The 26,176-nt window shown below is 58.8% G+C and carries 31 protein-coding genes; 20 read left to right on the forward strand and 11 right to left on the reverse strand.

Features of this window, described 5'->3' with window-relative positions:
* Positions 1–9 precede the first annotated feature (9 nt).
* The 6 genes from BOA8489_RS16360 to rpe all read right to left on the reverse strand — a co-directional run bounded on the left by BOA8489_RS16360 (position 10) and on the right by rpe (position 5,433).
* Complete coding sequence (locus BOA8489_RS16360) at positions 10–1,578, reverse strand: hypothetical protein (protein ID WP_093975390.1); 1,569 nt, start codon at positions 1,576–1,578, stop codon at positions 10–12.
* On the reverse strand, positions 1,575–2,612 hold the full coding sequence (locus BOA8489_RS16365; RefSeq protein ID WP_093975391.1) for a glycosyltransferase family 2 protein: 1,038 nt from the start codon (positions 2,610–2,612) through the stop codon (positions 1,575–1,577). Before BOA8489_RS16365 ends, BOA8489_RS16360 begins: the two co-directional genes overlap by 4 nt.
* Positions 2,593–2,982 (reverse strand): GtrA family protein, encoded by a 390-nt coding sequence (locus BOA8489_RS16370; protein WP_176440341.1) that lies wholly within the window; start codon positions 2,980–2,982, stop codon positions 2,593–2,595. The genes BOA8489_RS16365 and BOA8489_RS16370 overlap by 20 nt, the downstream gene beginning before the upstream one ends.
* Before the next feature lie 8 nt (positions 2,983–2,990).
* Positions 2,991–3,683, reverse strand: coding sequence for a class I SAM-dependent methyltransferase (locus tag BOA8489_RS16375; RefSeq protein WP_093975393.1), 693 nt, complete (start codon positions 3,681–3,683; stop codon positions 2,991–2,993).
* Positions 3,684–3,834: 151 nt separating this feature from the next.
* Complete coding sequence (locus BOA8489_RS16380) at positions 3,835–4,617, reverse strand: prepilin peptidase (protein WP_093975394.1); 783 nt, start codon at positions 4,615–4,617, stop codon at positions 3,835–3,837.
* A gap of 126 nt (positions 4,618–4,743) precedes the next feature.
* Positions 4,744–5,433 carry a ribulose-phosphate 3-epimerase gene (gene rpe / locus BOA8489_RS16385; protein ID WP_093975395.1) on the reverse strand — a complete coding sequence of 230 codons (690 nt, stop codon included), beginning with the start codon at positions 5,431–5,433 and terminating at the stop codon, positions 4,744–4,746.
* A gap of 146 nt (positions 5,434–5,579) precedes the next feature.
* Between rpe and BOA8489_RS16390 the strand changes: the two genes are divergently transcribed.
* From BOA8489_RS16390 to BOA8489_RS16420, 7 genes are all read left to right on the forward strand, one after another.
* Positions 5,580–6,143, forward strand: coding sequence for a hemerythrin domain-containing protein (locus tag BOA8489_RS16390; RefSeq protein WP_093975396.1), 564 nt, complete (start codon positions 5,580–5,582; stop codon positions 6,141–6,143).
* 159 nt (positions 6,144–6,302) lie between these two features.
* Positions 6,303–6,515 (forward strand): hypothetical protein, encoded by a 213-nt coding sequence (locus BOA8489_RS16395; RefSeq protein ID WP_093975397.1) that lies wholly within the window; start codon positions 6,303–6,305, stop codon positions 6,513–6,515.
* A gap of 206 nt (positions 6,516–6,721) precedes the next feature.
* Complete coding sequence (locus BOA8489_RS16400) at positions 6,722–7,348, forward strand: ATP-dependent Clp protease proteolytic subunit (RefSeq protein ID WP_093975440.1); 627 nt, start codon at positions 6,722–6,724, stop codon at positions 7,346–7,348.
* Positions 7,349–7,521: 173 nt separating this feature from the next.
* On the forward strand, positions 7,522–8,781 hold the full coding sequence (gene clpX / locus BOA8489_RS16405; protein ID WP_093975398.1) for an ATP-dependent Clp protease ATP-binding subunit ClpX: 1,260 nt from the start codon (positions 7,522–7,524) through the stop codon (positions 8,779–8,781).
* A 154-nt stretch (positions 8,782–8,935) separates the two neighbouring features.
* Complete coding sequence (locus tag BOA8489_RS16410) at positions 8,936–9,319, forward strand: NADH:ubiquinone oxidoreductase subunit NDUFA12 (protein WP_093975399.1); 384 nt, start codon at positions 8,936–8,938, stop codon at positions 9,317–9,319.
* Positions 9,320–9,324: 5 nt separating this feature from the next.
* Positions 9,325–9,771 carry an outer membrane lipid asymmetry maintenance protein MlaD gene (gene mlaD / locus BOA8489_RS16415; RefSeq protein WP_093975400.1) on the forward strand — a complete coding sequence of 149 codons (447 nt, stop codon included), beginning with the start codon at positions 9,325–9,327 and terminating at the stop codon, positions 9,769–9,771.
* Complete coding sequence (locus tag BOA8489_RS16420) at positions 9,768–10,199, forward strand: DUF2155 domain-containing protein (RefSeq protein ID WP_093975401.1); 432 nt, start codon at positions 9,768–9,770, stop codon at positions 10,197–10,199. The genes mlaD and BOA8489_RS16420 overlap by 4 nt, the downstream gene beginning before the upstream one ends.
* Here the strand turns inward: BOA8489_RS16420 and aat are convergent.
* From aat to accB, 3 genes are all read right to left on the reverse strand, one after another.
* Positions 10,163–10,807, reverse strand: a complete 645-nt coding sequence (aat, locus tag BOA8489_RS16425; protein WP_093975402.1) for a leucyl/phenylalanyl-tRNA--protein transferase — start codon at positions 10,805–10,807, stop codon at positions 10,163–10,165. The two genes, BOA8489_RS16420 and aat, sit on opposite strands and share 37 nt — an antisense overlap.
* A 65-nt stretch (positions 10,808–10,872) precedes the next feature.
* Positions 10,873–12,219 (reverse strand): acetyl-CoA carboxylase biotin carboxylase subunit, encoded by a 1,347-nt coding sequence (accC, locus tag BOA8489_RS16430; protein ID WP_093975403.1) that lies wholly within the window; start codon positions 12,217–12,219, stop codon positions 10,873–10,875.
* An 11-nt stretch (positions 12,220–12,230) separates the two neighbouring features.
* A complete protein-coding gene (accB, locus tag BOA8489_RS16435; RefSeq protein WP_093975441.1) occupies positions 12,231–12,719 on the reverse strand; it encodes an acetyl-CoA carboxylase biotin carboxyl carrier protein in 489 nt (162 codons plus the stop codon).
* 178 nt (positions 12,720–12,897) lie between these two features.
* Here accB and BOA8489_RS16440 point away from each other — a divergent pair, with 178 nt between their 5' ends.
* From BOA8489_RS16440 to preA, 3 genes are read left to right on the forward strand one after another with little or no spacing between them, the layout of a single operon-like run.
* Complete coding sequence (locus BOA8489_RS16440) at positions 12,898–14,232, forward strand: NAD(P)-dependent oxidoreductase (RefSeq protein ID WP_093975404.1); 1,335 nt, start codon at positions 12,898–12,900, stop codon at positions 14,230–14,232.
* A 9-nt stretch (positions 14,233–14,241) separates the two neighbouring features.
* On the forward strand, positions 14,242–14,595 hold the full coding sequence (locus BOA8489_RS16445) for a DUF1428 domain-containing protein (RefSeq protein WP_093975405.1): 354 nt from the start codon (positions 14,242–14,244) through the stop codon (positions 14,593–14,595).
* A 14-nt stretch (positions 14,596–14,609) separates the two neighbouring features.
* Entirely contained in the window at positions 14,610–15,911 is a 1,302-nt protein-coding gene (gene preA, locus BOA8489_RS16450) for an NAD-dependent dihydropyrimidine dehydrogenase subunit PreA (protein ID WP_093975406.1), read from the forward strand.
* A 2-nt stretch (positions 15,912–15,913) separates the two neighbouring features.
* Here the strand turns inward: preA and BOA8489_RS16455 are convergent, their stop codons facing one another.
* Both BOA8489_RS16455 and BOA8489_RS16460 read right to left on the reverse strand, forming a co-directional pair.
* Positions 15,914–16,225, reverse strand: a complete 312-nt coding sequence (locus tag BOA8489_RS16455) for a hypothetical protein (RefSeq protein ID WP_141138317.1) — start codon at positions 16,223–16,225, stop codon at positions 15,914–15,916.
* Positions 16,226–16,288: 63 nt separating this feature from the next.
* Positions 16,289–16,912 carry a TetR family transcriptional regulator C-terminal domain-containing protein gene (locus BOA8489_RS16460; RefSeq protein ID WP_093975442.1) on the reverse strand — a complete coding sequence of 208 codons (624 nt, stop codon included), beginning with the start codon at positions 16,910–16,912 and terminating at the stop codon, positions 16,289–16,291.
* Positions 16,913–17,127: 215 nt separating this feature from the next.
* Here BOA8489_RS16460 and BOA8489_RS16465 point away from each other — a divergent pair, with 215 nt between their 5' ends.
* From BOA8489_RS16465 to BOA8489_RS16515, 10 genes are all read left to right on the forward strand, one after another.
* A complete protein-coding gene (locus BOA8489_RS16465) occupies positions 17,128–18,378 on the forward strand; it encodes a Zn-dependent hydrolase (RefSeq protein ID WP_093975443.1) in 1,251 nt (416 codons plus the stop codon).
* Positions 18,375–19,118 carry a class II aldolase/adducin family protein gene (locus BOA8489_RS16470; protein ID WP_093975408.1) on the forward strand — a complete coding sequence of 248 codons (744 nt, stop codon included), beginning with the start codon at positions 18,375–18,377 and terminating at the stop codon, positions 19,116–19,118. The genes BOA8489_RS16465 and BOA8489_RS16470 overlap by 4 nt, the downstream gene beginning before the upstream one ends.
* Positions 19,119–19,187: 69 nt before the next feature.
* Positions 19,188–20,642 carry a dihydropyrimidinase gene (gene hydA / locus BOA8489_RS16475; protein ID WP_093975409.1) on the forward strand — a complete coding sequence of 485 codons (1,455 nt, stop codon included), beginning with the start codon at positions 19,188–19,190 and terminating at the stop codon, positions 20,640–20,642.
* A complete protein-coding gene (locus BOA8489_RS16480) occupies positions 20,642–21,115 on the forward strand; it encodes a hypothetical protein (RefSeq protein ID WP_093975410.1) in 474 nt (157 codons plus the stop codon). The genes hydA and BOA8489_RS16480 overlap by 1 nt, the downstream gene beginning before the upstream one ends.
* A gap of 3 nt (positions 21,116–21,118) precedes the next feature.
* Positions 21,119–21,901 carry an ABC transporter ATP-binding protein gene (locus tag BOA8489_RS16485; RefSeq protein WP_093975411.1) on the forward strand — a complete coding sequence of 261 codons (783 nt, stop codon included), beginning with the start codon at positions 21,119–21,121 and terminating at the stop codon, positions 21,899–21,901.
* 88 nt (positions 21,902–21,989) lie between these two features.
* A complete protein-coding gene (locus tag BOA8489_RS16490; protein WP_093975412.1) occupies positions 21,990–22,964 on the forward strand; it encodes an ABC transporter permease in 975 nt (324 codons plus the stop codon).
* Between the two features lie 370 nt (positions 22,965–23,334).
* A complete protein-coding gene (locus tag BOA8489_RS16500; protein WP_093975444.1) occupies positions 23,335–24,174 on the forward strand; it encodes an ABC transporter permease in 840 nt (279 codons plus the stop codon).
* A gap of 46 nt (positions 24,175–24,220) precedes the next feature.
* Entirely contained in the window at positions 24,221–25,207 is a 987-nt protein-coding gene (locus tag BOA8489_RS16505) for an ABC transporter substrate-binding protein (protein ID WP_093975414.1), read from the forward strand.
* Between the two features lie 112 nt (positions 25,208–25,319).
* Positions 25,320–25,664: a Lin0512 family protein gene (locus tag BOA8489_RS16510; protein ID WP_093975415.1), complete on the forward strand. Its 345-nt coding sequence runs from the start codon at positions 25,320–25,322 to the stop codon at positions 25,662–25,664.
* Positions 25,661–26,005 (forward strand): Lin0512 family protein, encoded by a 345-nt coding sequence (locus tag BOA8489_RS16515; protein WP_093975416.1) that lies wholly within the window; start codon positions 25,661–25,663, stop codon positions 26,003–26,005. Before BOA8489_RS16510 ends, BOA8489_RS16515 begins: the two co-directional genes overlap by 4 nt.
* The last annotated feature ends 171 nt before the right edge of the window (positions 26,006–26,176 follow it).

Genomic DNA, 26,176 nt, shown 5'->3' on the forward strand with positions numbered 1-26,176 from the left:
CGCGCGGGTTCAGGTGGCTCCATTAATCCGGTAGAGTGAAAACCGACCCTTTAACGTGATGAACTCTAGCTGGTCGTAGGGGGCCAGCGTTGATCGGTCGGAGTCGAGCATCACAAGGTAAGTGAACTTGTCCTGCCAGTCCCAGACGAATTCCATCGAGGGTAAGCCACGGGCGGCGTCCGTGTCGAGGAACTGAACCGGGGCGGGTGCGCCTGCAGCGATGGCGTGTTTAGCCCATTGAGGTTTCACTTGAAGCGCGTGGACGCCCTGAAACAAGGTCGGAATGAACGCCTGATGATAGGTCACGGCATTGGCGGCAATATGCCAGAGCCGGAAATCCCGGCCGTCCGCTCGGTGATTGTACACGGGAAGGAGACGCTCGCCGGCGGGGATGCTTTCGGTGGCGGCGATGAAGTCTAGGGTCTCGGCCGTGTGATTGGTAGCGTAGCGTTCGAAGGCGACGCCGCGGAGGATCAGGATCGCGAGGATTGCGGCCGCGAGGATTTGCGCCTTGCGCAGGGGCAGATTGCGCCACTCAGTCGATGCAAAGAGCAGGGCTGCGGCGATGAAGGCGAATCTGACATGGACAAATGCGACGCCGTTCAGCCAGGTGGGTGACAGGATCGCCGCAATCGCGAGGGCAGTTAGGGGGCCGCGCATTTTTGGTGAAAGCGAAAGTGCCGTTCCGGTTTTGCGAAGCAGCGTCAGAGCGAAGAGCACGATTGCCAAGGCGATGGCCCATCCAGTGAGTTTGAGGGCCACCGGCAGAGCCTGGAAGATGCCGTCGGAGATCGAGGTCAGCACGAACAGCCTGGAATCTAGCCCACCGAATGAGGTTTTGCTGCCTGCGGGGCTTTCGGGGCCGAAGAGAACATCCGAGAGAAGCCAGAGGATCGGGATGAGATATGGGATGGCCAGCAGGCTGGCTTGCAGCAGGGCTGATTTCCAGTCCTTCCCAGCTTCGGCGATGCGTTGGATTTCGCGGCCGAAGGTGGTCACGGCAAGGGTCGCGAAGGCAAAGAAGTGCATGACATAGAGCAGCAGCACGAAGGGCGAAAGGATCAGCAGACGCTGAGTCAGGGGCAGGCGCTCGGACCAGAGCCACAGGATCAGGCCAAGGATCGCAAATGGCACCGAGACGAGGAAATTCTGGAACCCCCAGAAGAAGCAGGCGTTGAACACGACAAGGGAGGCGGCGGCGGGCCATGGGCTCCAGTGGCCGTGGAGAAAGCGTGACAGCCCCATGATCGAGCCGATGAATGCGAGGCAGTAGAACGCCATCGTGAGTTGCGAAAAGCGCGACGGGTCCATGGCCCCGCCGGTGGCGATCCATGCAAGGTCGGCGGAGGCATTGGGGACCAGTTTCAACTGGTAGGTATAATAGACGTCCATCGGGCCGGGGGACGCGGTTGCGATCGAATGGCGTGCGATGTGGTTCGGGAGGTCCACAAGCGGCAGGTGCAGATGCATCAGCACTGGGCCGGCCGTGAGGAATGCGGCGCTCAGGAACGCCAGAAAGGCGTAGAGCGATTGTCTGGACCGGGCTTCGATTGGGGTCGACCGGGGGGTGTCGCTCATTGCGCCGCCTTGTCGGGGGCGGTTTCGACTGCCGTGGAGACCTTGGCATCGGTGTGCACGGTCTGGTCGATGATATAGCGCGGGCGGGCTTTGGTTTCGGTGTAGATTTTTCCGATGTACTCCCCGATCACGCCAAGGGCGATCAGATGCGCGCCGCCGAGGAAATAGATCGGCAGCGTGGTTGAGGTCCAGCCGGGCAGCGTGCGCCCTGCGAACCACGCGACAAGTGCGTAGGCGATGAATAGAAAGGACGCTGCGGCAATCACGAAGCCGCTGATCGTGATCAGGCGCAAGGGGCGCACTGAAAACGAGGTGATGCCGTCGATGGCGAGGCTGATCATCCGGCGCAGGTTGTATTTGCTGTTGCCGGCGGACCGCTCGGCACGGTCGTAGGTGACGATCGAGTTGCCGAAGCCCAGTTGATGAACGAGGCCGCGCAGGTAGAGGTTGCTTTCGCCGAACGAAGCTAGCGTGTCTCGGGCCTTGCGGCTGAGAAGGCGATAATCGGCGTGATCGGGGATCAGGTCGACGCCAAGCATGGACAAAAGGCGGTAATAGCCGCGCGCGCTGCTACGTTTGAGGCGCGAATCCGTGGCGCGCGAGGCGCGCACGCCAAAGACGATATCGTCGCCCTGCATATAGTTGTCGATCATTTCGGCGGTGGCGTTCGGGTCGTCTTGCAGATCGGCGTCCATGCTGACGATCACGTCGCTGTCCGCTTGCATAAGACCTGCCATGAGGGCGCGTTGGTGCCCGTGATTGCGCGAAAGTCTGACTCCCGCGATCTTGAAGCGCGCACTGGTGTTCTGGATCAGTTCCCAGGTGCGGTCAGCGGACCCATCATCGACAAGCATCAGCGTCAGGGGTTCGGCGATCCGGTTGCTCTGAAGGAGGTGTGCGTTCAGGGTGTCGATCCCAGCCAGCAGGAACGGCAGACTTTCTTCCTCGTTGTAGCAAGGCACGACGATGGTGAGGCTTGGCGGTTGGCGCGTCTCGGGGGTGGCTTTGCTGCGTTCAGCTTTTGAATATGGCATATTTCATTCCGAGAAAGACGAGGGCGGAATAGGTGACCACGCCTGCGATTTGCGCCAGCGGGTAAGGCACGCCGAGGGGCATGAGGGCTTGGATGACGGAAAGGTTCGCAACGAAAGCGACCGCGACGAGGGCGAGGAATTTCGCCAATGCGCCTGCGTCGAAGCTTTTGGCGCCGAATGTCCATGTGCCGTTCAGCGCGAAAGACAGCGCAAGGCCCGCGCCGTAGCCGATGGCGTTGGACAAGGTGAGGCCGAGGCCGAAGACCTCAAAGCACAGGAAAACCAGGCTGACCCCAAGGACCGTGTTCAGCACGCCGACGCTGGCAAAGCGCCCGATTTGGCGCTTTAGGGGGTTTGGGGTGTCGGGCACGCTGAGGCTCACGGTGCGCGTCCGGCACAGGAATATTGTGCGCCAAGCGGGCACCATCCAAGGGCCGGGTCAGCGACGCGCAGGGGCGCGAGGGCGGCGGGAAAGAAGACGTGGAATGTGTTCTTGACGTTACTCCAGCCAGCGGTCCGGAGGCGTCTAGCCATTTCAGGAGCGTTGATCAGGTGGGCGTTCACGTCAAACGGACAATTGCGGACCGCGTGCAGCGTGAGCGGGTTCCATGGATTGTGTTCAAAGATCACAAGGCGGCCACCTGGGGCGGTGACGCGCAAGAGTTCTTTCAGCCAGAAGTCGTGTTCCTCGTGCGGGATGTGGTGGAACACGCAAGCCGTGAAGACGATATCGAAGGTGTCGGCGTCAACGGGGATGCCGGTTTCGGAAATTTGTATCTGACGCTCGGTTCCGCCGTGCAGATCGCGTGCGCGGGTCAGGCTGTCGGGCGAAAGGTCGGCCTGGGTGATGTCCAGCCCCTTGAAATGGGTGCGAAAGGCAGGAACGGAATTGCCTATGCCGCTGCCGAAATCAAGGATGGCCGGGTCAATGAAGCCCCAGTTATCGGCCATTTTCCGCAGCTCCTTGATTTTGTATTCCGCAAAGAAATCAGGGTCTTCGCCGGACAAGCGAATGCTTTTGCTGTGCTGATCGACATAGTCGTCAACGTATTCGTCGAATTCCCCGGACATAACTTCCTGTTTCCTGATGCGCGCCAATGGGCCAGTGTTGGCATCGAAATTCGGCTAAATTTTGGCAACCATGCAACCAAAAGGCCAGCTTTGTTTCATTTGCGACGACAATTCCGGTTGGCTGTTTCTCTGCGCCCAGTGGTGGCTGGTCCTAGAATCCGAAGCGGAACGCGTGGGAAATTGCGTCCGTATAGAGCCACGTCAGCCATGTTCCGCCTGCCAAACCAATTGCCAGTGAGGTCGCAGGCGGGACCGGGGCTTCGTCTGCGCGTTTGATGATGCGGGAGACGACGCTGTGCAACAGTGCCAGTGCGGCGCCGACAAGGATCGCGAGTCCCATGAAACCGACGCCGAGGAGAGCGCCCATTGCGGGCAAAAAGGTTGCGGCTTGCAGATAGCGCGCGCGGGGGTCACTAGCGCCGGTCCAGGCGACGGTTGCGCAGAGCAGGCCGAGGGCGAAGCCGAGGAGTCTGTTCTCTACGGCTCCGGTCATGTCGAGAAGCGACAGTGTGAAGCCAAGGAGCGCCAGGATCATTGCCAGGATCGTGGCGATGCGCGGTGCCGGCACGGCGAGGAGCGCTATGGCTTGCAAGAGCCAGGCGATGACGAGCGTGGGCAATAGCAGCGGCAGCGGCATTGTCAGCACCGCCCAGACCGCCAGCAGCAGACTGGTGATTTCGGGCGTCAGCAGGGTCCAGCGCAGCGGTGTGGTGCAGCAGCGGCTTTTGCCGCCGGCGATGATCCAACTGAGGATCGGGATAAGATCGCGCGCGGCCAGTGTCTTGCCGCAGTTATCACAAAATGAGCGGCCATCGGTAACGCTTTTGCCGGTGGCGGAGCGGTCGGCCCAGCATTTCAGGAACGAGCCGGTCATCGGCGAGACCAGAACAAGGACAAAGATGGCGGAGAGGTACAGGGCTTCGAGAAAGGTCACGCAAAATCGCTCGTCTTTTGATGCCCCCCAGCCTGTTCTTCATCGCCCCGATGGCTTCAGCTGGTCAAGCAGTGATGCTTTGTGAAGCCCGGTCCGATCTGGAATCGTTGCGGATTTGTCAGGCGCTCAGGCGTAGGTGCCCATCGCGGCGGCGCGGATGGCGCGGATATTTTCACCGTAGGGCGCCGGATTGGTCACGCTTCCGCCTCGGAAAACGGCCGAGCCTGCGACCAGCACATCAGCGCCCGCTTTCGCCACGAGGGGGGCTGTGGTTGCGTCGACACCGCCGTCGATTTCGATGTGCACGGGACGGTCGCCGATCATTTTGCGCAAGGCGCGGATTTTGGCGGTCAAGTCGATGAACTTCTGCCCTCCGAAGCCCGGGTTCACGGTCATCACGCAGATAAGGTCGATGCTGTCGAGCAGGTCTTCGACCGCGCTGGCCGGGGTGCCCGGGTTCAGTGCGACGCCCGCTTTCACATCGGCGCCACGGATGGCCTGAACGGTGCGGTGGATGTGGGGGCCGGCTTCGATGTGCGCGGTCAGGATATCGGCTCCCGCGTCGGCGAAGGCGTCGATATAGGGGTCGACGGGCGCGATCATCAGATGGACATCCATGACGCCTTTAATGTGCGGACGGATCGCAGCGCAGGTGGAGGGGCCGAAAGAGATGTTGGGCACGAAGTGGCCGTCCATCACATCGACGTGGATCCAGTCTGCACCTTCGGCTTCGGCGGCCGCGCACTCGGCTCCGAAATTCGCGAAATCGGCGGCGAGGATGGAGGGGGCGATCTTAATGGAACGGTCGAACGTCATGGGGGGCGGGCCTCGGCAGGATGAATTTGAGCGTGGTTTAGCGCACCATATGGCCAGAGGCCAGTTCGGTTATCGAGTGTGGCGGTTGGAATCTGGCCCAGACCCGCTATCTGAAAAGCCGAAGTATAGAACGGAAGCCGGAATTCATGGAAAATCTGTCAGACAGGCAAACATTGCCGGAAGCGTTGCGCGTGCTTTTGGATGAATACCCCCGCGAGGCGTGGGACTCATCGGACAATTTCGGGGCCCTGATCCGGTTCTGGCTAGACCGTCACATGATGTTCCGCAAACTGATGGCCTCATTGCAGCACGACACCGAGCGCGCGCTGGACGGTAGCGTTGAAGCACAGATCCTTGGAGGCCGGGTGTCGCGCTATGGCAGTATGCTGGTGGGCGAGCTTCACGGGCATCACAACATTGAAGACGTTCACTATTTTCCAAAGTTGCGCTTGTTGGACAAGCGCATCGAAGCGGGGTTTGATTTGCTCGACGCAGATCATCATGCTTTGGACGGGATGATCGAAGCGTTCACAACCGATGCCAATAAGATGCTGAACGCGGTGAGTACGCTTGGGGAATGGCGCGCGCCGGCGGAAGCGTTTCGCAAAGGCTTGATCCGGTTCGAGCGCGATCTGGACCGACATTTGGGGGACGAGGAAGATCTGATTGTGCCGGTCCTGCTGAAGTACGCACCTGCGGGTATGGTTTAGGTGCCTGATTTGGCGACCTCGGGTGAGATTCGGTTAGCTGCCAGCAAAAAAGTTAAGATTTCTGAAGCCTTTGCCAAGATTTTGCCTTTATTCACTTTCAAATTGTAACGAACGGGCGATCTGCCGCCCGATTCTCAATTCCTGACGGGAGGTCCTCTTATGGACATGTTGCCCCTCGTCCCGGTCGTATTGCTTGGTGTCGTTGGTGTGTGGCTGCTTTGGCCGGTGATCGTTGACCCTTTGAAAGAAAACCTGTCGCCCGAAAGTCGTTCAGCCGCTGATCAGGCAGATGGCCTGGCGGATGGCTTGTTTGGTGTCTGGCGCGAAAACGCCGAGAAAGTCGGTCTGATTGAGCCTGCGCGGCGGAGCTGACCGGGCTTTATTGCAAACCCCGTTTTCTGCGGACGCGCCGGCGGCAAACTCTGCCGTTTTGGCGTGCTTCGGCGTAAGAACCATGCTTTGAAAAGTTTTCGTGATGTTAAAACGCCCTGCCTCCCTTGCAGGTCATCCGGGGCGCTACTAAGACTCTGGCAACATTCATGCGCTATGAGAGCAGCGACGACACGAAGGCAGGCACAATGCACGATCCGGTAGAGACATACATGAACCTTGTTCCCATGGTGGTTGAGCAAACCAGCCGTGGTGAGCGGGCCTACGACATTTTCTCGCGACTTCTGAAGGAACGCATCATTTTTGTGAACGGTCCTGTTCATGACGGAATGAGCCAGCTTGTCGTCGCGCAGTTGCTGCACCTTGAGGCCGAAAACCCGTCGAAAGAGATTTCGATGTACATCAATTCGCCCGGTGGTGTGGTGACGGCCGGTTTGTCGATCTATGACACAATGCAATATGTACGCCCGAAAATCGCGACGCTTTGCATTGGTCAGGCGGCGTCGATGGGCTCGCTTTTGCTGGCGGCGGGCGAAAAGGGCATGCGCCTTTCGCTGCCGAATGCGTCAATCATGGTGCACCAGCCTTCCGGTGGTTTTCAGGGACAGGCCAGTGATATCCTGATCCACGCGCGCCACACGGAACGTCTGAAGCGCCGGTTGAACGAGATATACGTCAAGCACACAGGCCAGACGCTGAAGAAGGTCGAGGACGCGCTTGAGCGGGATAATTTCATGACACCCGAAGAGGCAAAAGACTGGGGTTTGATCGACGAGATCGTCGTAAATCGCGCTGCGGCTGAGAAAAACGGTTAACCAGACGTTACGATCACACCTAGATCAAGACGAAGGTAATGTGCGAATTTGGCGTTGTGCCTTCTTTGGCGGTGCCATAGGCTTTCGGCAAACGGGGCAGAAGTGCAGCGAAAGACACCGCTCGTCCGACCTCGGGCGTGCAGTCAACAGGCAGACGGTCGAGAAGGTATGTGATGGCGAATAATTCGGGCGATAGCAAAAACACTCTTTACTGCTCATTTTGCGGTAAGAGCCAGCATGAAGTCAGAAAGCTTATCGCCGGTCCGACCGTGTTCATCTGTGATGAATGTGTCGAGCTTTGCATGGACATCATCCGCGAAGAAACGAAAACGGCAGGGCTGAAATCGTCAGACGGCGTGCCAAGCCCGCTGGAAATTTGCGGTGTGCTTGATGACTATGTGATCGGGCAATCGCATGCGAAACGCGTGCTGTCGGTGGCGGTTCACAACCACTACAAACGGCTGAACCATGCGGATAAATCTGACATCGAGCTGGCGAAGTCCAACATCATGCTGATCGGCCCGACAGGTTGCGGGAAAACGTTGCTGGCCCAGACCTTGGCGCGGATTCTTGATGTTCCGTTCACCATGGCGGACGCGACGACTTTGACCGAGGCGGGCTATGTGGGCGAGGATGTCGAGAACATCATCCTGAAGCTTTTGCAGGCCAGCGAATATAACGTCGAGCGCGCGCAGCGGGGGATCGTTTACATCGACGAGGTCGACAAGATCACACGCAAGTCAGACAACCCTTCGATCACCCGAGACGTGTCGGGCGAAGGTGTGCAGCAGGCACTCTTGAAGATCATGGAAGGCACGGTTGCCTCTGTTCCTCCGCAGGGCGGGCGCAAGCATCCGCAGCAGGAATTTCTGCAAGTCGACACAACGAACATCCTGTTCATTTGCGGCGGTGCCTTTGCCGGACTGGACAAGATCATCGCGCAACGCGGCAAAGGGTCGGCGATGGGGTTCGGCGCGGACGTACGCGACCCGGCTTCCAAGACCGTTGGCGAATACTTCAAGGATCTCGAGCCTGAGGATTTGCTGAAATTCGGTCTGATCCCGGAATTTGTCGGTCGTTTGCCGGTGATCGCGACTCTGGAAGATCTGGATGAAGACGCGCTTGTGACGATCCTGACCCAGCCGAAGAACGCTTTGGTCAAGCAGTACCAGCGCCTTTTCGAGTTGGAAGATGCCAAGCTGACCTTCACCGAGGACGCTTTGACGGCAATCGCGAAACGCGCAATCGAACGCAAGACGGGTGCGCGGGGTCTGCGCTCGATCATGGAAGATATCCTTCTGGATACGATGTTCGATCTGCCCGGACTGGACAGCGTGGAAGAGGTCGTGGTGAACGAAGAGGCCGTGACCTCGGACGCGTCGCCATTGATGATCCACAGCGAGGCTGAGAAAGAACCTGCAAGCGCGGGCTAGGTCGAGGTCACGAAACAATGCAGGGTCGTCTTTCGGGGCGGCCTTTTTTGCTGGCCAGACAGGGTAGGTCATTGCGCGCTTTGCCGCGCGGTCGGCTCTAGACCTTGGCGCGGCCTTGCGGCATACCTTGGGAAAGGGTCATGAAAGGTCCAAAATGGGAATTGTGAACAACCTTCTTCGCGCGGTTACCTGGTGGAATGGCCAGTCGTTGGGTACGCAGCTTTTTACCTGGCGCAAGGGTGAAAAGGTGGGCGAGGACAATCAGGGCAACATCTTTTATCAGACCAAAGATGGTGTGAAGCGCTGGGTGATCTACAACGGCGAATCCGAAGCAAGCCGCATTGACCCGAGTTGGCACGGCTGGCTGCACCATACTTGGGCCGAGCCGCCGACCACGGCACCATTGCCGCGCAAAGCGTGGGAAAAGCCGCACCTTGAAAACCTGACAGGCACGCCTGCAGCCTATGCGCCAGCGGGGTCGATCCGACGGCCTGACCCGGTGTCGCGTAAGGACTACGAGGCCTGGACGCCGGAGTAAGCGCGATGTCGGAAAGTGTTGGAGAAGTCGTCGCAGGGGGCGCGGTTTTGGCCGTGGCCGCAGGGTTTTTGTTTTACGCATCGCAGTTCGGCGGCTTTGGGGCTGGTTCGAACGGGGCGACCTACACCGCATCGTTCCGTTCGGCTGAAGGTGTGCAGGTCGGAACGGATGTGCGATTGGCTGGCGTGAAGGTCGGTACGGTCACAGGGCTTGAGCTGGATCCGGCGACGTTCCGGGCGGATGCCTCGTTGTCGGTCGATGAAGTGGTCGTTCTACCCGAAGATACAGCGGTGATCATTTCGTCCGAAGGTCTTTTGGGCGGCAGCTTTGTCGAGTTGCTGCCGGGGGGATCGGCGTTCAATCTGGAACCGGGTTCGGAGATTGAGGACACGCAGAGTTCGGTCAGCATTGTGCAGCTCTTGCTGCGGTTTGTGTCGGGCGGCGAAGAATGAAGCCTTTGGTCCTGCTGGCGTTTTTCGGCTTTGCACCGATAGCATTTGCGCAGGACACGGTGATCACCTCGCCGATTGATGGCTCAACCACGATCCTGACACAGCCCGATGTGGCTGCCAACTCGGTGAGGGCGATACAGGCCCCGGGCGCGTCTCTGCGCGGGTTGGACAAGGTGTCAGGCGAGGTTATCGATCTGAATTTGTCCATTGGCGAAACGGCGACTTTGGGCCGGATCGAGGTCACGCTGGGCGAGTGCCGCTATCCAGAAGACAACCCTACCGGCGAGGCTTATGCATGGCTTGAAATCGAAGACCCCTTGCGCACGTCGCGGGTTTTCGAGGGCTGGATGGTGGCATCATCGCCTGCACTGAACGCGCTGGACCACGCGCGCTATGACGTTTGGGTGATCCGCTGCACCACGGCCTGAGGGTCGGTTTCCAGGGCGAATTTCTTGATCGAGCCGGGGTGTGAAAGCGCGTGCGCAAGTCGCGCGCGATAGGTTGCGCGCGGGATTTCGACGGCGCCCAAGCTGACGAGATGGGGCGTGATGAATTGGGTGTCGAACAGGGTAAAGCCCGTCCGGTTGAGGTGATCGACCAACCAGGCCAGCGCGATTTTCGACGCATCGGTTTCGCGGGAAAACATGCTTTCGCCAAAAAACGCGCCACCAAGAGTGATGCCGTAGACGCCTCCGATAACGCGCCCGTCGCGCCAGACTTCCAGTGTATGCGCGTGGCCGGCATCGAAAAGCGCGCGCGTCAAATCCCGGATCGTGCCATTGATCCAGGTCTCATCCCGGTCGGCGCATCCATCCAGAACCGCATCGAGATCGGTGCTGAGGGCAATCCGATAATCCCCACGTCGCAAACGTTTGGCTAGCGATCGCGAGATATGAAAGCCATTCAGTGGAAGGATGCCGCGATTACGCGGATCGACCCAAAACACTTCACGCGAGTCGCGTCCTTCGGCCATCGGGAAGATGCCCGAAGCATAGGCCGATAAAAGCAGCTCTGGCGTCAGTTGACGGTCGCTCATGGATCCAATGCCTTGTGGTGCATGGCATTGGATATAGGGCAAATGAGCCGATCAGACCACGGGGGTCAATCGAGCGCCTTTTCAAGCCATTTTTCGAGCCAGTGGATATTGTAGTTCCCGGTTTGGACGGCCTCTTCCTGCAACAGTGCATCGAAAAGCGGGATCGTCGTGTCGATGCCGTCGATGATCAGTTCCGACAGGGCGCGCGACAGACGCGCCAGAGCTTCTGGCCGGTCGCGGCCGTAAACAATCAGCTTGCCGATCAGGCTGTCATAGTAGGGTGGGATCGAATAGCCATCATACAGGGCGGAATCCATACGAACACCGAGGCCGCCAGGGGCATGATATTGCGAGATTTTTCCCGGTGATGGAGAGAAATTCGGAAGTTTTTCAGCGTTCAGGCGGATTTCGATCGAATGGCCTTTGACTTGCAGGTCTTCTTGTTTGAATTCCATCGGCAGGCCCGCCGCGACGCGGATTTGCTCGCGCACCAAGTCGACGCCGAAGACAGCTTCGGTCACCGGGTGTTCGACCTGAAGGCGGGTGTTCATTTCGATGAAGTAGAACTCACCGTCCTCATAGAGGAATTCGACTGTACCCGCGCCGATGTAATTGATGCCCGCGACGGCCTTGGCGCAAATCTCGCCGATTCGGGCGCGTTCTTCGGCGGTGATCGAAGGCCCGGGGGCCTCCTCGAAGACCTTCTGGTGGCGCCGTTGCAACGAGCAATCGCGTTCACCAAGGTGGACCGCGTTGCCTTTGCCATCGCCGAACACCTGAATTTCGATGTGGCGCGGCTTGGCCAGATATTTCTCGATATAGACTTCTTCGTTGCCGAAGGCCGATTTTGCCTCGGATCGTGCTGTGCTGAAAGCGGTGTCGATGTCGGCGGCCGATTTCGCCAGTTTCATGCCGCGACCACCACCGCCTGCCGTCGCCTTGACGATGACCGGATAACCGATCTCCTGTCCGACCTGGCGTGCCTCTTCGACTGTGGCGACGCCGCCGGCCGAGCCGGGAACGACCGGGATACCAAGGGCTGCGGCGGTTTCCTTGGCGGTGATCTTGTCACCCATGATGCGGATGTGTTCCGCGGACGGGCCGATGAAGGTGATCTCGTGGTCTTCGACGATCTGCACGAAGGCGGCATTCTCACTGAGAAAGCCATAGCCCGGATGGATCGCCTGCGCGCCAGTGATCTCGCACGCCGAGATAATCGCGGGCATTGAAAGATAGCTGAGGTTGCCCGGGGGCGGGCCGATGCAAACGCTTTCGTCGGCCATGCGAACGTGCATCGCGTCGGCGTCGGCTGTGGAATGCACGGCAACGGACTTGATACCCATTTCACGACAGGCGCGGATCACACGAAGCGCAATTTCGCCGCGGTTGGCGATCAGGATTTTGTCGAACATTGGCGGTCCCTTTATTCGACGATCATCAAGGGTGCGCCAAACTCAACAGGCGCGCCATCTTCAACCAGAATGCGTTTCACGGTCCCGCCTTTGGGAGCGGGGATTTGGTTCATCGTTTTCATCGCTTCGACGATGCAGAGTGTCTGACCCTGCGAGACCTTGTCGCCGACTTTCACGAAGGCATCGACGCCGGGTTCTGGCGACAGGTAAGCCGTGCCAACCATGGGCGATGCGACCGCACCGGGGTGGGCGGCCGGATCTTCCGGCGTGGCCGCCGGGGCGGCTGACGGTACAGGGGCCGCTGGTGCTGTGGCAGCTGCAGGCGCTGCAACCTGGACAGTGGTTGGTGACACCGAGGAGATGCGGCTGACACGCACGTTCAGACTGCCATCATTTTCGTAATCGCGTTTGACCTGCAATTCGCTAAGATCATTCTTGCGCAGGAGTTCGGCCAAAGATTTGATGAAAGCGACGTCGTCGTCATGTGATTTATTAGTCATTCTCGTCCTCTGCGCTTCCCGGATTTGATCCGGCGTTCTGATTGTTTCTTTATAGGCAAGGGTTTTCCCAAGGGAAAGCGGTAGTCGCGCAGAGTTTTCAAACTGCTGAAAATTTACCAGTTGATAAAAAATCGAACTGTGGCAGTCTGATTGTAGATAAGACGCGAGGGAGATTGCGATGAAGACCACACCGCGCACGTCGGGCGTTCAGGCGGGACGGCTTTCGGCAAAGGCTTTGGCCGAGAATTTTCAGGACCTGCACGCGCCTTTTGATGACCACGAAGCGATGGTGGCTGCGGATCGGTGCTATTTTTGTTACGACGCGCCGTGTATCGCGGCCTGTCCGACGGCGATCGATATCCCTTTGTTTATAAGACAGATTCAGGCCGGGCATCCCAATGGAGCGGCCAAGACGATTTTCGAGCAGAACATTCTGGGCGGCATGTGCGCGCGGGTTTGTCCGACCGAGACCTTGTGTGAAGAAGCTTGCGTGCGCGAAGCGGCGGAAGGCAAGCCCGTCCAGATCGGGCGTTTGCAACGCTTTGCGACGGATGGGTTGATGTCGTCAGGGGTGCATCCGTTCACGCGATCCGAGGCGACGGGCAAGCGTATCGCGGTCGTTGGAGCGGGTCCAGCGGGGCTGGCTTGTGCGCATCGTTTGGCGATGAAGGGTCATGAAGTGGTGATATTCGACGGACGTTCGAAGCCCGGCGGACTGAACGAATTTGGTATCGCGAGTTACAAATCGGTCGATAATTTCGCTCAGTCCGAGGTGGAGTGGCTGATGAAGATTGGCGGGATCAGCCTGCGCACTGGCGAGAGACTGGGCGGTTCGCTTACGCTTGAGGCTTTGAGGGCTGAATATGACGCAGTGTTTCTGGCAATCGGCCTGGCCGGTGTCAATGCTCTGCGCGCCGAGGGCGAGGATTGTGAGAACGTCTTGGATGCTGTTGATTTTATTGCGGATTTGCGACAGACTGGGAACCTTTCCTCCCTTCCGGTCGGGCGCAATGTGGTGGTGATCGGCGGTGGGATGACTGCCGTCGACGCCGCTGTGCAATCGAAATTGCTTGGTGCGGATCAAGTGACGATCGTCTACCGGCGTGGACAGGACGGGATGTCGGCGTCGCGGTATGAGCAGGACTTGGCGACATCCAAGGGGGTTCGGCTGGTGTTCAATGCACAACCCTTGGCGGTGCATGGCAACGGAACAGTACGCGAGGTGGAGTTCGAATACACCGAAAGCGCCGGCGGGACGCTGACCGGGACCGGCGAAACATTCCGGCTGGCGGCGGATCAGGTGTTCAAGGCGATCGGCCAGACGTTGGAGGGCGCGCCCGAGGGCCTGGCTTTGGACGGCAACAAGATAGCGGTGACCGGACCGGGGCGAACCAGCGAAGCGGGCGTCTGGGCGGGCGGCGATTGCGCGGCGGGCGGCAATGATCTGACGGTGACGGCGGTGGCCGAAGGTCGCGATGCGGCGATGGATATTCATGCCCAGTTGATGGGCTAGGAGGAACCGATGGACTTTATTGATTGCATGTTGGCGCCGGTCGATGCGACACGGCTGGACGCATATAAAGATTTCGCCGCCAAAGTTGACGCGGCCTTTATCAAACACGGCGCCCTCGAAGTTGTCGATTGTCTGGCGGAAGACGTGCCGGATGGCGAAGTGACGTCGCTTCCCAAGGCAGTGGCGTTGAAAGAAGGCGAGGTCGTTGGATTTGCCTGGATCAGGTGGCCATCGCGGGAAGTGCGCGATGCAGCCTACGAGAAAGTATTCTCGGAAGACCCCTCGCTAAACGAGTTTCCCTTTGACGGAAAGCGTATGATTTTTGGCGGCTTCACGCCGATTGTTGACTTGATGGCAAACTGAGAGGACCGATCCAAATGGCTGATCTTTCAACGAATTTCGTCGGCATCAAGTCGCCTAATCCGTTCTGGCTGGCCTCGGCGCCGCCGACGGACAAGGAATACAACGTTCGGCGCGCTTATGAGGCAGGATGGGGCGGAGTGGTCTGGAAGACGCTTGGGCTTGATCCGCATATCGTGAACGTGAACGGACCTCGGTACGGGGTGGTTTACGGGGCGGACCGGCGTGTTCTGGGGATCAACAATATCGAACTGATCACGGATCGTCCTTTGGACGTGAACCTGCGCGAGATCAAGGCGGTGAAGCGGGATTACCCGGATCGCGCGATGGTCGTGAGCCTGATGGTGCCTTGCGAAGAATGGGCGTGGAAGGAGATCCTGCCGAAGGTCGAGGAGACCGGTGCGGATGGAATCGAGCTGAATTTCGGCTGTCCGCACGGGATGAGCGAACGTGGTATGGGCGCGGCTGTTGGGCAGGTGCCGGAATATATCGAGATGGTGACGCGGTGGTGCAAGGCCAATACGCGGATGCCTGTTCTGGTGAAGCTGACGCCGAATATCACGGATGTGCGGTATCCAGCGCGGGCGGCGCATGCGGGTGGGGCGGATGCGGTTTCTCTGATCAATACAATCTCGTCCATCACCTCTGTAAACCTTGATACGATGTCTCCGGAGCCGTCGATTGATGGCAAGGGATCGCATGGTGGGTATTGCGGCGCCGCGGTGAAGCCGATTGCCTTGAATATGGTAGCCGAGATTGCGCGTGACCGCGAAACGGCTGGATTGCCGATCAGCGGAATTGGCGGGATCACGACCTGGCGCGACGCGGCGGAGTTCTTGTCCCTGGGCGCCGGATCGGTGCAGGTATGCACGGCTGCGATGGTCTATGGTTTTGGAATTGTTAAGGAATTGAAGGCTGGTCTGTCGGATTGGATGGACGAGAAGGGTTATACCTCGGTCGATCAGGTGACTGGACGTGCAGTGCCGAATGTGACGGACTGGCAGTATTTGAACCTGAATTATGTGACGAAAGCGCGGATCGATCAGGACGCCTGTATCAAATGTGGGCGCTGTTATGCGGCCTGCGAGGACACCTCGCATCAGGCGATTTCCATGTCTCCGGATCGGGTTTTCGAGGTGATCGACGAGGAATGCGTGGCGTGCAATCTGTGCGTTGATGTTTGCCCCGTCGAGGACTGCATTACGATGGAGGAATTGCAGCCGGGCATGACTGACCTTCGCACCGGCAAGGTGGTTGAGGCGGAGTATGCCAACTGGACGACGCATCCGAATAATCCGTCTGCCAAGGCGGCAGAATAGGATTAGCTGCGCTTGTCCATAAGCGGCTTTGCCGGCCCGCCGGCGAGGGCGCGGATTTCGGCGAAGCCGCTTTTGGCGCGGCCTTCGGGCGATGATTTGGCGTCGGGTCTGGCTTCTGTGTCGCGCCGCAATTCCGGTGGGTTCAGGGCCTCGCGTGCCTTACGGGCGAGGAAGCTTTCGTCAAAAGAGGGTGGCGGGCCTGTGGGTTTGTCCTTTTCGAAGGCGGTGCGCGTTTTTTCCGGTGCAGCAGGTCCGGTCGACTGTGGCGCAATTTGTGTGGGCGCGACCATTGGCGCTGAAAGTGTTGGAATCATTGTTTGACCCCCGGCAACGCCCCCGGAGCGCATTAGAAATACACCAAAGTTATGAACGTCCGGTTAATTCGACGTGGGGGTAAGGGTTCGGGTGTAAAGTGTGACAAGGAAAGCCTCGGCGTCGTCGAGATGCGAATCGCCTTCCGGAGTCAGAATGCCTCGGACCTGCACATCGAAATCGGCGTAGTGTTGGGTGGTCGCCCAGATCGAGAAAACAAGGTGGTAAGGATCGACCGGGGCAAGGCGGCCTGCGTGAATCCATGACTGAATGAGCTTGGCGGTTTTGTCGACGAGGCTTTTCAAGGGCCCGTTGATTTCGTCCACGATGCGTGGCGCACCTTGCACGATTTCATTGGCAAAGAGGCGGCTTTCGCGCGGATACTGGCGGCTCATCTCGAATTTGCGGCGCATGTAAGCAACAAGTTCGTCGATGGGATCACCTTTCGGGTCAAGCGCGCGCAAAGGATCGAGCCAGGTGTCGAGTAGCTCGGACAGTAGCTCGGTGTAGATCGCCTCTTTGGACGAGAAATAGTAGAGCACATTCGGCTTTGAGAGGCTGGCCGCACTTGCGATCTGGTCCAGCGTCGCGCCGCGAAAGCCCTCTGAGGAAAACACATCCAGTGCCGCGTCGAGAATTGTCTCCCGGTTTTTCTTTTGAATCCGGGTTTGCGGGCGGGCTTCGGTCAACAGGAACGGCTCCAATTTGCAGCGAGGGGTTCGGTTTAGGGCCTAATTGACCAAGCGGTCAAATGTTTTTCGGGCGATGTTCGGGCAAAGCGTTTTGAGCGGACCCTGAAGCCTGCCTTTGGCCGATGTTTTCATTGACCGTTGTCGATTGCTGTGGTGCGATGAACTTGACCGTTTGGTCAACAAACGCCGCAAAAAAGACGGGGAGACACGGGATGGCCGCACCAGCTGCAAACATGAAGGTCAATGGGGATCGGCTTTGGGACAGCCTGATGGAGATGGCCAGGATCGGCCCCGGTATTGCGGGCGGCAACAATCGTCAGACCGTCACGGACGAGGACGCCGAGGGGCGCGCGTTGTTCCAGAAGTGGTGCGAAGACGCGGGCCTGACGATGGGTGTCGACGAGATGGGCACGATGTTCATGCGGCGCGAGGGAACGGACTCCGACGCCTTGCCGGTCTATGTGGGGTCGCATCTGGACACGCAGCCGACAGGTGGAAAATATGACGGTGTGTTGGGAGTATTGGGTGGTCTGGAGATCGTGCGGACGCTTAACGATCTGAATATCCGGACAAAACACCCGATTGTCGTGACGAACTGGACCAATGAGGAAGGCACGCGGTTTGCGCCTGCGATGCTGGCCTCGGGCGTGTTTGCGGGGCGGCATGAGCTGGACTGGGCCTATGATCGCACGGATGCGTCGGGCAAGAAGTTCGGGGCGGAATTGGAGCGGATCGGCTGGAAGGGTGACGAGAAGGTTGGCGCGCGGGAGATGCATGCTTTCTTCGAGCTGCACATTGAGCAGGGGCCTATTCTGGAAGCCGAGGGCGTGGATATCGGTGTGGTCACGCATGGTCAGGGATTGCGCTGGATCGAGTGCACAGTGACGGGGAAGGAAAGCCATACGGGCTCGACACCGATGCACATGAGGAAGAACGCTGGGCGCGGTTTGGCGCTTGTGACCGAGTTGGTGCATGAGATCGCGATGAAGAACCAGCCGAACGCGGTGGGGGCGATCGGGCATATCGATGTCTATCCGAACAGCCGGAATATCATTCCCGGCAAGGTCGTCTTCACGGTCGATATGCGCACGCATATTCTGGACAAGCTGAACGGCATGGTGGCCGAGTTCAACGAACGTGCGCCGAATCTGTGCGAGGAGATCGGGGTGGAATTCTCATGCGAGATTGTCGGGCAGTTTGACCCGCCGGCCTTCGATGTTGGCTGTGTTGCGGCTGTGCGGAATGCGGCGGAACGGCTTGGGTATTCTCATATGGATATTGTTTCCGGCGCGGGGCATGATGCGTGTTGGGTAAACGATGTCGCACCCACGGCGATGGTGATGTGCCCTTGTGTGGATGGGCTTTCGCACAACGAGGCCGAGGAAATCTCGAAGGAATGGGCGACGGCGGGGACGGATGTGTTGTTCCATGCGGTCTTGGAAACAGCGGAGATTGTAGCATGAATGCACATAGCGATATCGATGAAGCTCAGGTCCGTATCGATCTGGCGGCGGCCCTTCGGCTGGCGTGCCGGAGCGATTGGCACGAGGGGGTGGCGAACCACTTTTCGGCGGCGGTTTCTGCGGATGGCCGCAAGTTTCTGGTGAACCCGCGCTGGATGCATTGGAGCCGGGTGAGGGCGTCGGATTTGGTGCTGTGTGATGCGGATGATCCAGCGACGATGGAGCGCGAGGATGCGCCCGATCCAAGTGCCTGGTCGATCCATTCGGCGTTGCATCGCAACCTGTCGCAAGCGCGGGTAGCGCTGCATCTGCATCCCGCGCATGCGACGGCGCTTTGTGCGCTGAAAGACCCGACGATCCTGCCGGTCGATCAGGTAACTGCGAGGTTTTACAAGCGGTTGGCCTATGATTTGCACTTTGGCGGGATCGCGACCGCCGAGGAAGAGGGCGAGCGGATCTCGCAAGCCATTGGCGACAAGAACGCCGTGATGATGGGCAACCACGGGGTAACGACGTTGGGCGCCACGGTCGCGGAGGCCTGGGATGCGATGTATCATCTGGAACGGGCGGCGCGTACGATGGTTCTGGCGTATTCGACGGGCCGCGAGTTGAGCGTGATGGGCGATAATCTGGCGGAAGAGACGGCGTCGGAGTGGGAGACGTACCGGGACGCGGAGTTTGCTCATTTCGCCGAGATGAAGCGGATACTGGACCGCGAAGAGCCGGATTATAAGGATTGAAGACGGGGGCTCTGCCCCCGGAACCCCCGGGATATTTATGGGCCAATAATGAGATGAGGGAGATGCTCTATGAGCACGGTGATTAAGAACGGCACTGTTGTGACTGCGGATTTGAGCTATCGCGCGGATGTTTTGGTGGACGGCGGCGTGATTGTGGAGATCGGTCAGGGGCTGTCCGGGGACACCGAGCTGGATGCGACGGGGTGTTATGTGATGCCGGGCGGGATCGATCCGCATACGCATCTGGAAATGCCGTTCATGGGGACATATTCGACGGACGATTTCGAGAGCGGGACTCGGGCGGCCCTGTCGGGTGGTACGACCATGGTTGTGGACTTTGCGCTGCCGGCTCCGGGTCAGGGGCTGCATGATGCCTTGGGCATGTGGCACAACAAGTCGACGCGCGCGAACTGCGATTATTCGTATCACATGGCGGTGACCTGGTGGGGCGAGCAGGTGTTCAACGAGATGGCGTCCGTCATCGAGAAAGAGGGCATCACGACGTTCAAGCATTTCATGGCCTATAAGGGCGCATTGATGGTGAATGACGATGAAATGTATGCGTCATTTCAAAGGCTTGCGGAGCTTGGAGGCATCGCTATGGTGCATGCCGAGAACGGCGATGTGGTGGCGGAATTGTCCGCGAAATTGCTGGCTCAGGGGAATGTCGGGCCGGAGGCGCATGCCTATTCGCGGCCCAGCCAGGTGGAAGGCGAGGCGACGAACCGTGCGATCATGATTGCGGATATGGCGGGTGTGCCTCTGTATGTTGTGCATACGTCCTGTGAAGAGGCGCATGAGGCGATCCGCCGGGCCAAGCAGAATGGCAAGCGGGTTTGGGGCGAGCCTTTGATCCAGCATCTAACCTTGGATGAAAGCGAGTATTTCAACCAGGACTGGGACCACGCGGCGCGCCGGGTGATGTCACCGCCGTTCAGAAACAAGCAGCATCAGGACAGCCTGTGGGCTGGCCTGCAGTCAGGGTCATTGTCCGTGGTGGCGACGGACCATTGTGCGTTTACGACCGATCAGAAACGGTTTGGTGTGGGCGATTTCACCAAAATACCAAACGGCACAGGTGGTTTGGAGGATCGGATGCCAATGCTTTGGACCCACGGAGTTAACACGGGGCGGTTAACGCCGAATGAATTTGTGGCTGTGACCAGCACGAATATCGCGAAGATATTGAACTGTTACCCGAAGAAAGGGGCGATCCTGGTCGGAGCGGATGCTGATATCGTGGTGTGGGATCCTGAGAAGGAAAAAACGATCACGGCCGCGCGCCAGCAATCTGCGATTGATTACAATGTGTTTGAGGGCAAGCACGTGAAGGGGTTGCCGCGGTTTACGCTGACGCGGGGCCATGTAGCAGTGCATGACGGCGAGATCCGGACCGAAGAAGGACATGGCAAGTTTGTGCGTCGCGAGGCGAACAATCCTGTGAATAAGGCGTTGTCTTCGTGGAAAGAACTGACCTCGCCGCGTCCTGTTGAGCGCACGGGCATTCCGGCGACGGGGGTTTGATGGGCGCGGTTTCCGAGGACACGTTCTGGAAGCGCTTTACGACCGCAACGGGGATTTCAGGCGGCATTGCCTGTCTTTTGGTGATTTGGGCGGCGCGTCTTGGGGGAGGTTTTGACTGGGGCGTGTTCTTCTTTGCGGGCGCTACGGTTCTTCTTAGCTGGAGCCGAAGTTGGACGTTGGTGCCGGTGCATTTGAGGCATCAGGCGGCGGCGGATGCAGAGTGGGACAGATTTATCGAAAGCGACTGGAAATACGTTGATATCATCTCGGCGTTAACAGGTGATGAAATTGACGATCTGCGACGGCTTTTCGCGCAGGCGGACAATTCCGGAATTCGGACTTTTGTTCTGGAAAAGGCGCCTGCGCTGTCCAAGGATGAAGTGCTGAGATTCATCAAGTATTTCAATGGGGAATGGCCGATCGGTGTGACGACATATATCGATGAGGGCGGCATGGTCAGGGCGATGGATTAAAGTATGGCAGACCCGGTAATTCAGGCTTCGGATTTGTCGCTGACGTTTCAGACGGGCGACGGGCCGGTGCATGCTCTGAAAGACGTCAATCTGACCGTGGATAAAGGAGATTTCGTCTCGTTTATCGGCCCGTCGGGGTGCGGGAAGACGACGTTTTTGCGTGCGATTGCAGCTTTGGAGCATCCGACATCGGGGACGCTTTCGGTGAACGGGATGAGCGCGGATGAAGCAAGAAAAGCAAGGGCTTATGGCTATGTTTTTCAGGCGGCTGGGCTTTATCCCTGGCGCACGATTGGCGGCAATATCCGGCTGCCCCTGGAGATCATGGGATATGGGCGCGCGGATATGTATGACCGCGTGAAGAACGTTCTGGAACTTGTTGAATTAGCTGGGTTTGAGAAGAAGTACCCCTGGCAGTTATCGGGGGGGATGCAGCAGCGGGCCTCGATTGCGCGGGCTTTGGCGTTTGATGCGGATTTGTTGTTGATGGATGAGCCGTTCGGGGCGCTGGATGAAATCGTGCGGGACCGGTTGAACGAGGAGTTGCTTGCGCTTTGGGCGCGGACCGAAAAGACGATTGCCTTTGTGACTCACTCGATCCCGGAAGCCGTTTATTTATCTACGAAAATCGTGGTCATGAGCCCGCGACCGGGGCGGATCACCGACGTAATTGACAGCCCTTTGCCGCGCGAGCGACCCTTGGATATTCGCGACACGCCGGAGTTTATCGAGATTGCACACAGGGTCCGGGACGGGCTTCGGGCCGGACACGGAGACGCGGTTTGAAAGCACGTCGGTATAACGTCGGTATGACGTCGGTTTTACGTCGGTGCGCCCGTTCTGGCCGTTTGCGAAGTGTTAGGGAAATATCTTTATGAGTGCGCGGTCCGGGAACAGGTTTGGGCGCGCTGTCTTGCCGGTGCTGGCGGTTGTAGCGACGCTGTTGGCGGTCTGGTACGTGGCGGTCGTGCCGATGAACGTGAAAGAGGTGCTGACCCAGGCCGAGCGCGAGGGCGCTGTCGTTGTGCCGCCGTCTGCTGCCGAGCGACGGGACGCGGGTCGTTGGAGTTTGGTTTTCACCAATCCGCATTTGTTGGGTTCGTCCTGGTCGATGGATCGCGCGCGACTTCCGGCGCCTCATCAGGTGGCGCAGGAATTGTGGGCTTCGACTTGGGTAGAGGAGACCACCGGGCGGCGTGGGATCGTGCGGTCCGGGTCGTTTTCGAACAGGTCGCTGGTCTATCATGGCGGTGTGACGCTGGGTGCGACAGTGTTGGGTTTTGTGATCGGGTCGATGTTGGGCGTTCTGCTGGCTGTTGGCATCGTCTATAATCGGGCGATGGACCTGAGCGTAATGCCTTGGGCGATCATCAGTCAGACCATCCCGATTGTGGCGCTGGCGCCAATGATCATTGTGGTTCTGTATTCGGTGGGGCTATCCGGGCTGGTCGCGAAGGCGGCGATATCGGCCTATCTGTCGTTTTTTCCGGTGGCCGTCGGCATGGTGAAAGGGTTGAGGTCGCCAGACGCGATGCAGCTTGATTTGTTGCGGACGTATAGTGCGGGGAAAGCGCAGTCGTTCTGGAAACTGCGACTGCCTGCGTCGGTGCCGTATTTGTTTGCCTCACTGAAGATCGCGATTGCGGCGTCGCTGGTCGGCGCGATCGTTGGGGAATTGCCGGTGCAGCGCGGGGGCTTGGGCGCGCGGATGCTGGGGGGCAGCTATTACGGGCAGACGGAGCAGATCTGGGCCGCGCTGATCGTGGCAGCTGTTATGGCAGCGGGGCTGGTCTGGTTCATTGGCTGGATCGAACGGCGGACGTTGAAGGCCATGGGGGCGCAGCCGTGAAGGAGGAATGCTTGGGCATAAGGCGCTTCCTGGTGCACCGCGTGTTGTTGGATTTTGTGGACACTACCGCAGGTTTTCGTGCCGGCCGTCGATTGAAGGCAATCGACGATGGTATTTTTGAAAGGGTGAAGGGCGCGCGCGTTAGCTTTAATGTGGGGTGCATTGGGCTCGATTTTGGGATTTGCCTGAAGCGGTGGCGGGAAGCGTTTTGCACTGGGTCTGTCAAGAACGAGAGTTTTTTTGGCTCGGGGGGCTTTCTGTGAGACGGTTCCGCGAGGCAATGGGCACAACGATTTCGGCGATGGTTTTCTTACCATTGTTTGTCTTGATCGCGCTGATTGCACTGGCACGGGCCGAGGCGGATGGGGGCATGGCGATCCTTTGGGTCGTTCTGTTCGCCTATATCGGCTGGCAGTTTGTGGACGCTTTGGCGGGGTGGGCAGAGGCACCGGGGGTGGCGCGTTTGGTTGCCCCTTTCGCGCTTGGGGCGGTCGTGCTGGTTGGATGGGAAGTGATCGTGCGGGCTCTTGATGTGCCGTCGGTGATCCTGCCGCCGCCGAGCCAGATTGCGGGCACTTTCACCGGCAATTTGCCGACGCTATGGGCGGATTTCGTGCAGACAATCCTGAAGGGCGCGATGTCTGGCTATGTGATCGGATGTCTTTTGGCCTTGGGGGTGGCGATCCTGGTGGATCGCTATGATTTCCTGCGCCGCGGGCTGTTGCCGGTCGGCAATTTCATGGCCGCTTTGCCGATTGTGGGCACCGCGCCGATCCTTGTGATGTGGTTCGGGTTTGACTGGCAGTCGAAGGCCGCCGTCGTCGTGGTGATGGTGTTTTTCCCGATGCTGGTCAACATCGTGGCGGGACTGGCGGACACAAGCGCCATGCAGCGCGATCTGATGCGAACCTATTCGGCGAGCTATTGGCAGACCTTGAGAACGCTGCGCCTGCCGGCGGCTTTGCCGTTTGTTTTCAATGGGCTTAAAGTTTCGGCAACACTTGCTCTGATCGGCGCGATCGTGGCCGAATTCTTTGGCTCTCCGACGGTTGGATTGGGATTTCGGATCAACGCCTCGCTTGGACAATTGGCGCTTGATATGGTCTGGTCTGTGATTGTGGTGGCCGCTGTTGCAGGCTCGCTGCTTTATGGGGTTTTGACGGTGTTGGAGAGGTGGCTTACCTTCTGGCATCCGTCGCAACGGCGATGAAACGAAACGACGGCAAAAAGCGTTAACCAAAATGGGGAGTACTGAAATGAACAAGTTTTTGGCGGGAGCCGTGGCGGCTTTCGGATTGAGCGCGGGGGCTGCTTCAGCGGCGGACGAAGTACGTCTGCAGTTGCAGTGGGTCACGCAGGCCCAGTTCGCGGGTTATTATGTGGCACTTGAGAATGGCTATTATGAAGAGGAAGACCTCGATGTGACGGTGCTTCCGGGTGGACCGGACATTGCGCCGCCACAGGTTCTGGCGGGCGGCGGTGCCGATGCCATGTTGAACTGGATGCCGTCGGCCTTGGCGGCGCGCGAAAAGGGTTTGCCGGTGGTGAATATCGCGCAGCCTTTCAAGTCGTCGGGTCTGATGCTGACGTGCTGGAAGGACACCGGGATCACGGGCCCGCAGGATTTCAAGGGCAAGACGATTGGTGTCTGGTTCTTCGGCAATGAATATCCGTTCCTGTCCTGGATGTCTCAGGAGGGCATTTCAACGGACGGTGGCGACGATGGTGTGACGGTGTTGAAGCAGGGCTTCAACGTTGATCCGTTGTTGCAGCGTCAGGCCGATTGCATTTCGACGATGACCTACAATGAGTTTGGTCAGGTGTTGGACGCAGGCGTGTCCGAGGACGAACTGGTGACCTTCAAGTATGAAGACATGGGTGTGGCGACGTTGGAGGACGGCATTTACGTGCTGGAGGAAAACCTGGCTGATCCGGCGTTCAAGGACAAGATGGTGCGCTTTGTGCGGGCTTCGATGAAGGGTTGGAAGTGGGCCGAAGAGAACCCCATGGAAGCGGCGATGATCGTTCTGGAGAATGACGAGACCGGCGCGCAGACCGAAGCGCATCAGGTGCGCATGATGGGCGAGATTGCCAAGCTGACGGCGGGGTCCGATGGCTCGCTTGATCCGGCGGATTTCGATCGCACGGTTGCGACGTTGCTGGCGGGTGGATCTGATCCGGTGATCACAGCGGTGCCGGAAGGAGCCTGGACCAGTGAGATCACGGATGCCGCTTTGAACTGAGTCGGATGTCCGGTTAAGACGGGACGGCGCGTGGGGAAACTCTCGCGCCGTTTTTTCTTGCCTCCGGCGGGGATTTTTTGGACCCAAAGAATGGGTTGTTTGGGAGAGTCGTATGGCGCGGTTGTTGACGGAATTCGGAATGGGCTCTTCGCTGCGCCGGCAGGATTACACGGAAGCGGCGGTGCGCGCCGTGAAGGATGCGCTTTGGCACAATTCGATCAATCTGGCGGAGCTTTTTGGCCGCGAGAAGGGCGAGATGCAGATCCTTGTCGAGGTCGGTGTGCAGGCGCCGGAGCAGGTCGACGCGGCGCGGGTTTCTGAGATTTTCCCGTATGGGCAGGTTGAGGTTGTGGTGCGCAAAGGCGGACTGGATGTGCCGCGCGGGGACGGAGGCAGGCCTACAGTGATTGCGAATGTGGCAATTTCGGTGGCTTTGGATCTGGAGGGCACAGCATGAGCGAGCAGCGGTTTATCATCGAGATGGGTATGGGCAACGACCAGTATGGTGAGGACTACACCAAGGCGGCAGCCCGCGCGATCGAGGATGCGATCCGGCATTCGGCGATTCCGATGTTTGAAGTGACGGGGATTTCTCATGAGGCGATGCGGGTGCAGGTGACGGTTGGTGTGGCGCGGCCCGAGGCGGTGGATTGTGCGGTCTTGGCTGAGAAACTGCCGCGCGGGCGGGCTGAGGTGCGGGCTGTGGAAGGAGGTTTGAACGTGGTGAACCCGGACACGGGGCGTGTTCTGGTGGTGGCCACTGCGGCGGTGGAGGCGTTTTTGCCGAAACAGGGTTGATCGGTGGCCTGTTGCTGGCAGGACGCGTTGTTTGGCTGTTTTCTGCTGGCCAATAAATTGTTTCTTGGCAGGAAACAGGTTCATTCATAGTTTCGTCATCAGAACGTGGGACAAACCTGCGTCGAGGCAGACGAGCAGTATTATGACAGAAGTATTGAAAATGGCCCTTAA

It is taken from the genome of Boseongicola aestuarii (genome assembly GCF_900184815.1).
Lineage (GTDB): Bacteria > Pseudomonadota > Alphaproteobacteria > Rhodobacterales > Rhodobacteraceae > Boseongicola > Boseongicola aestuarii.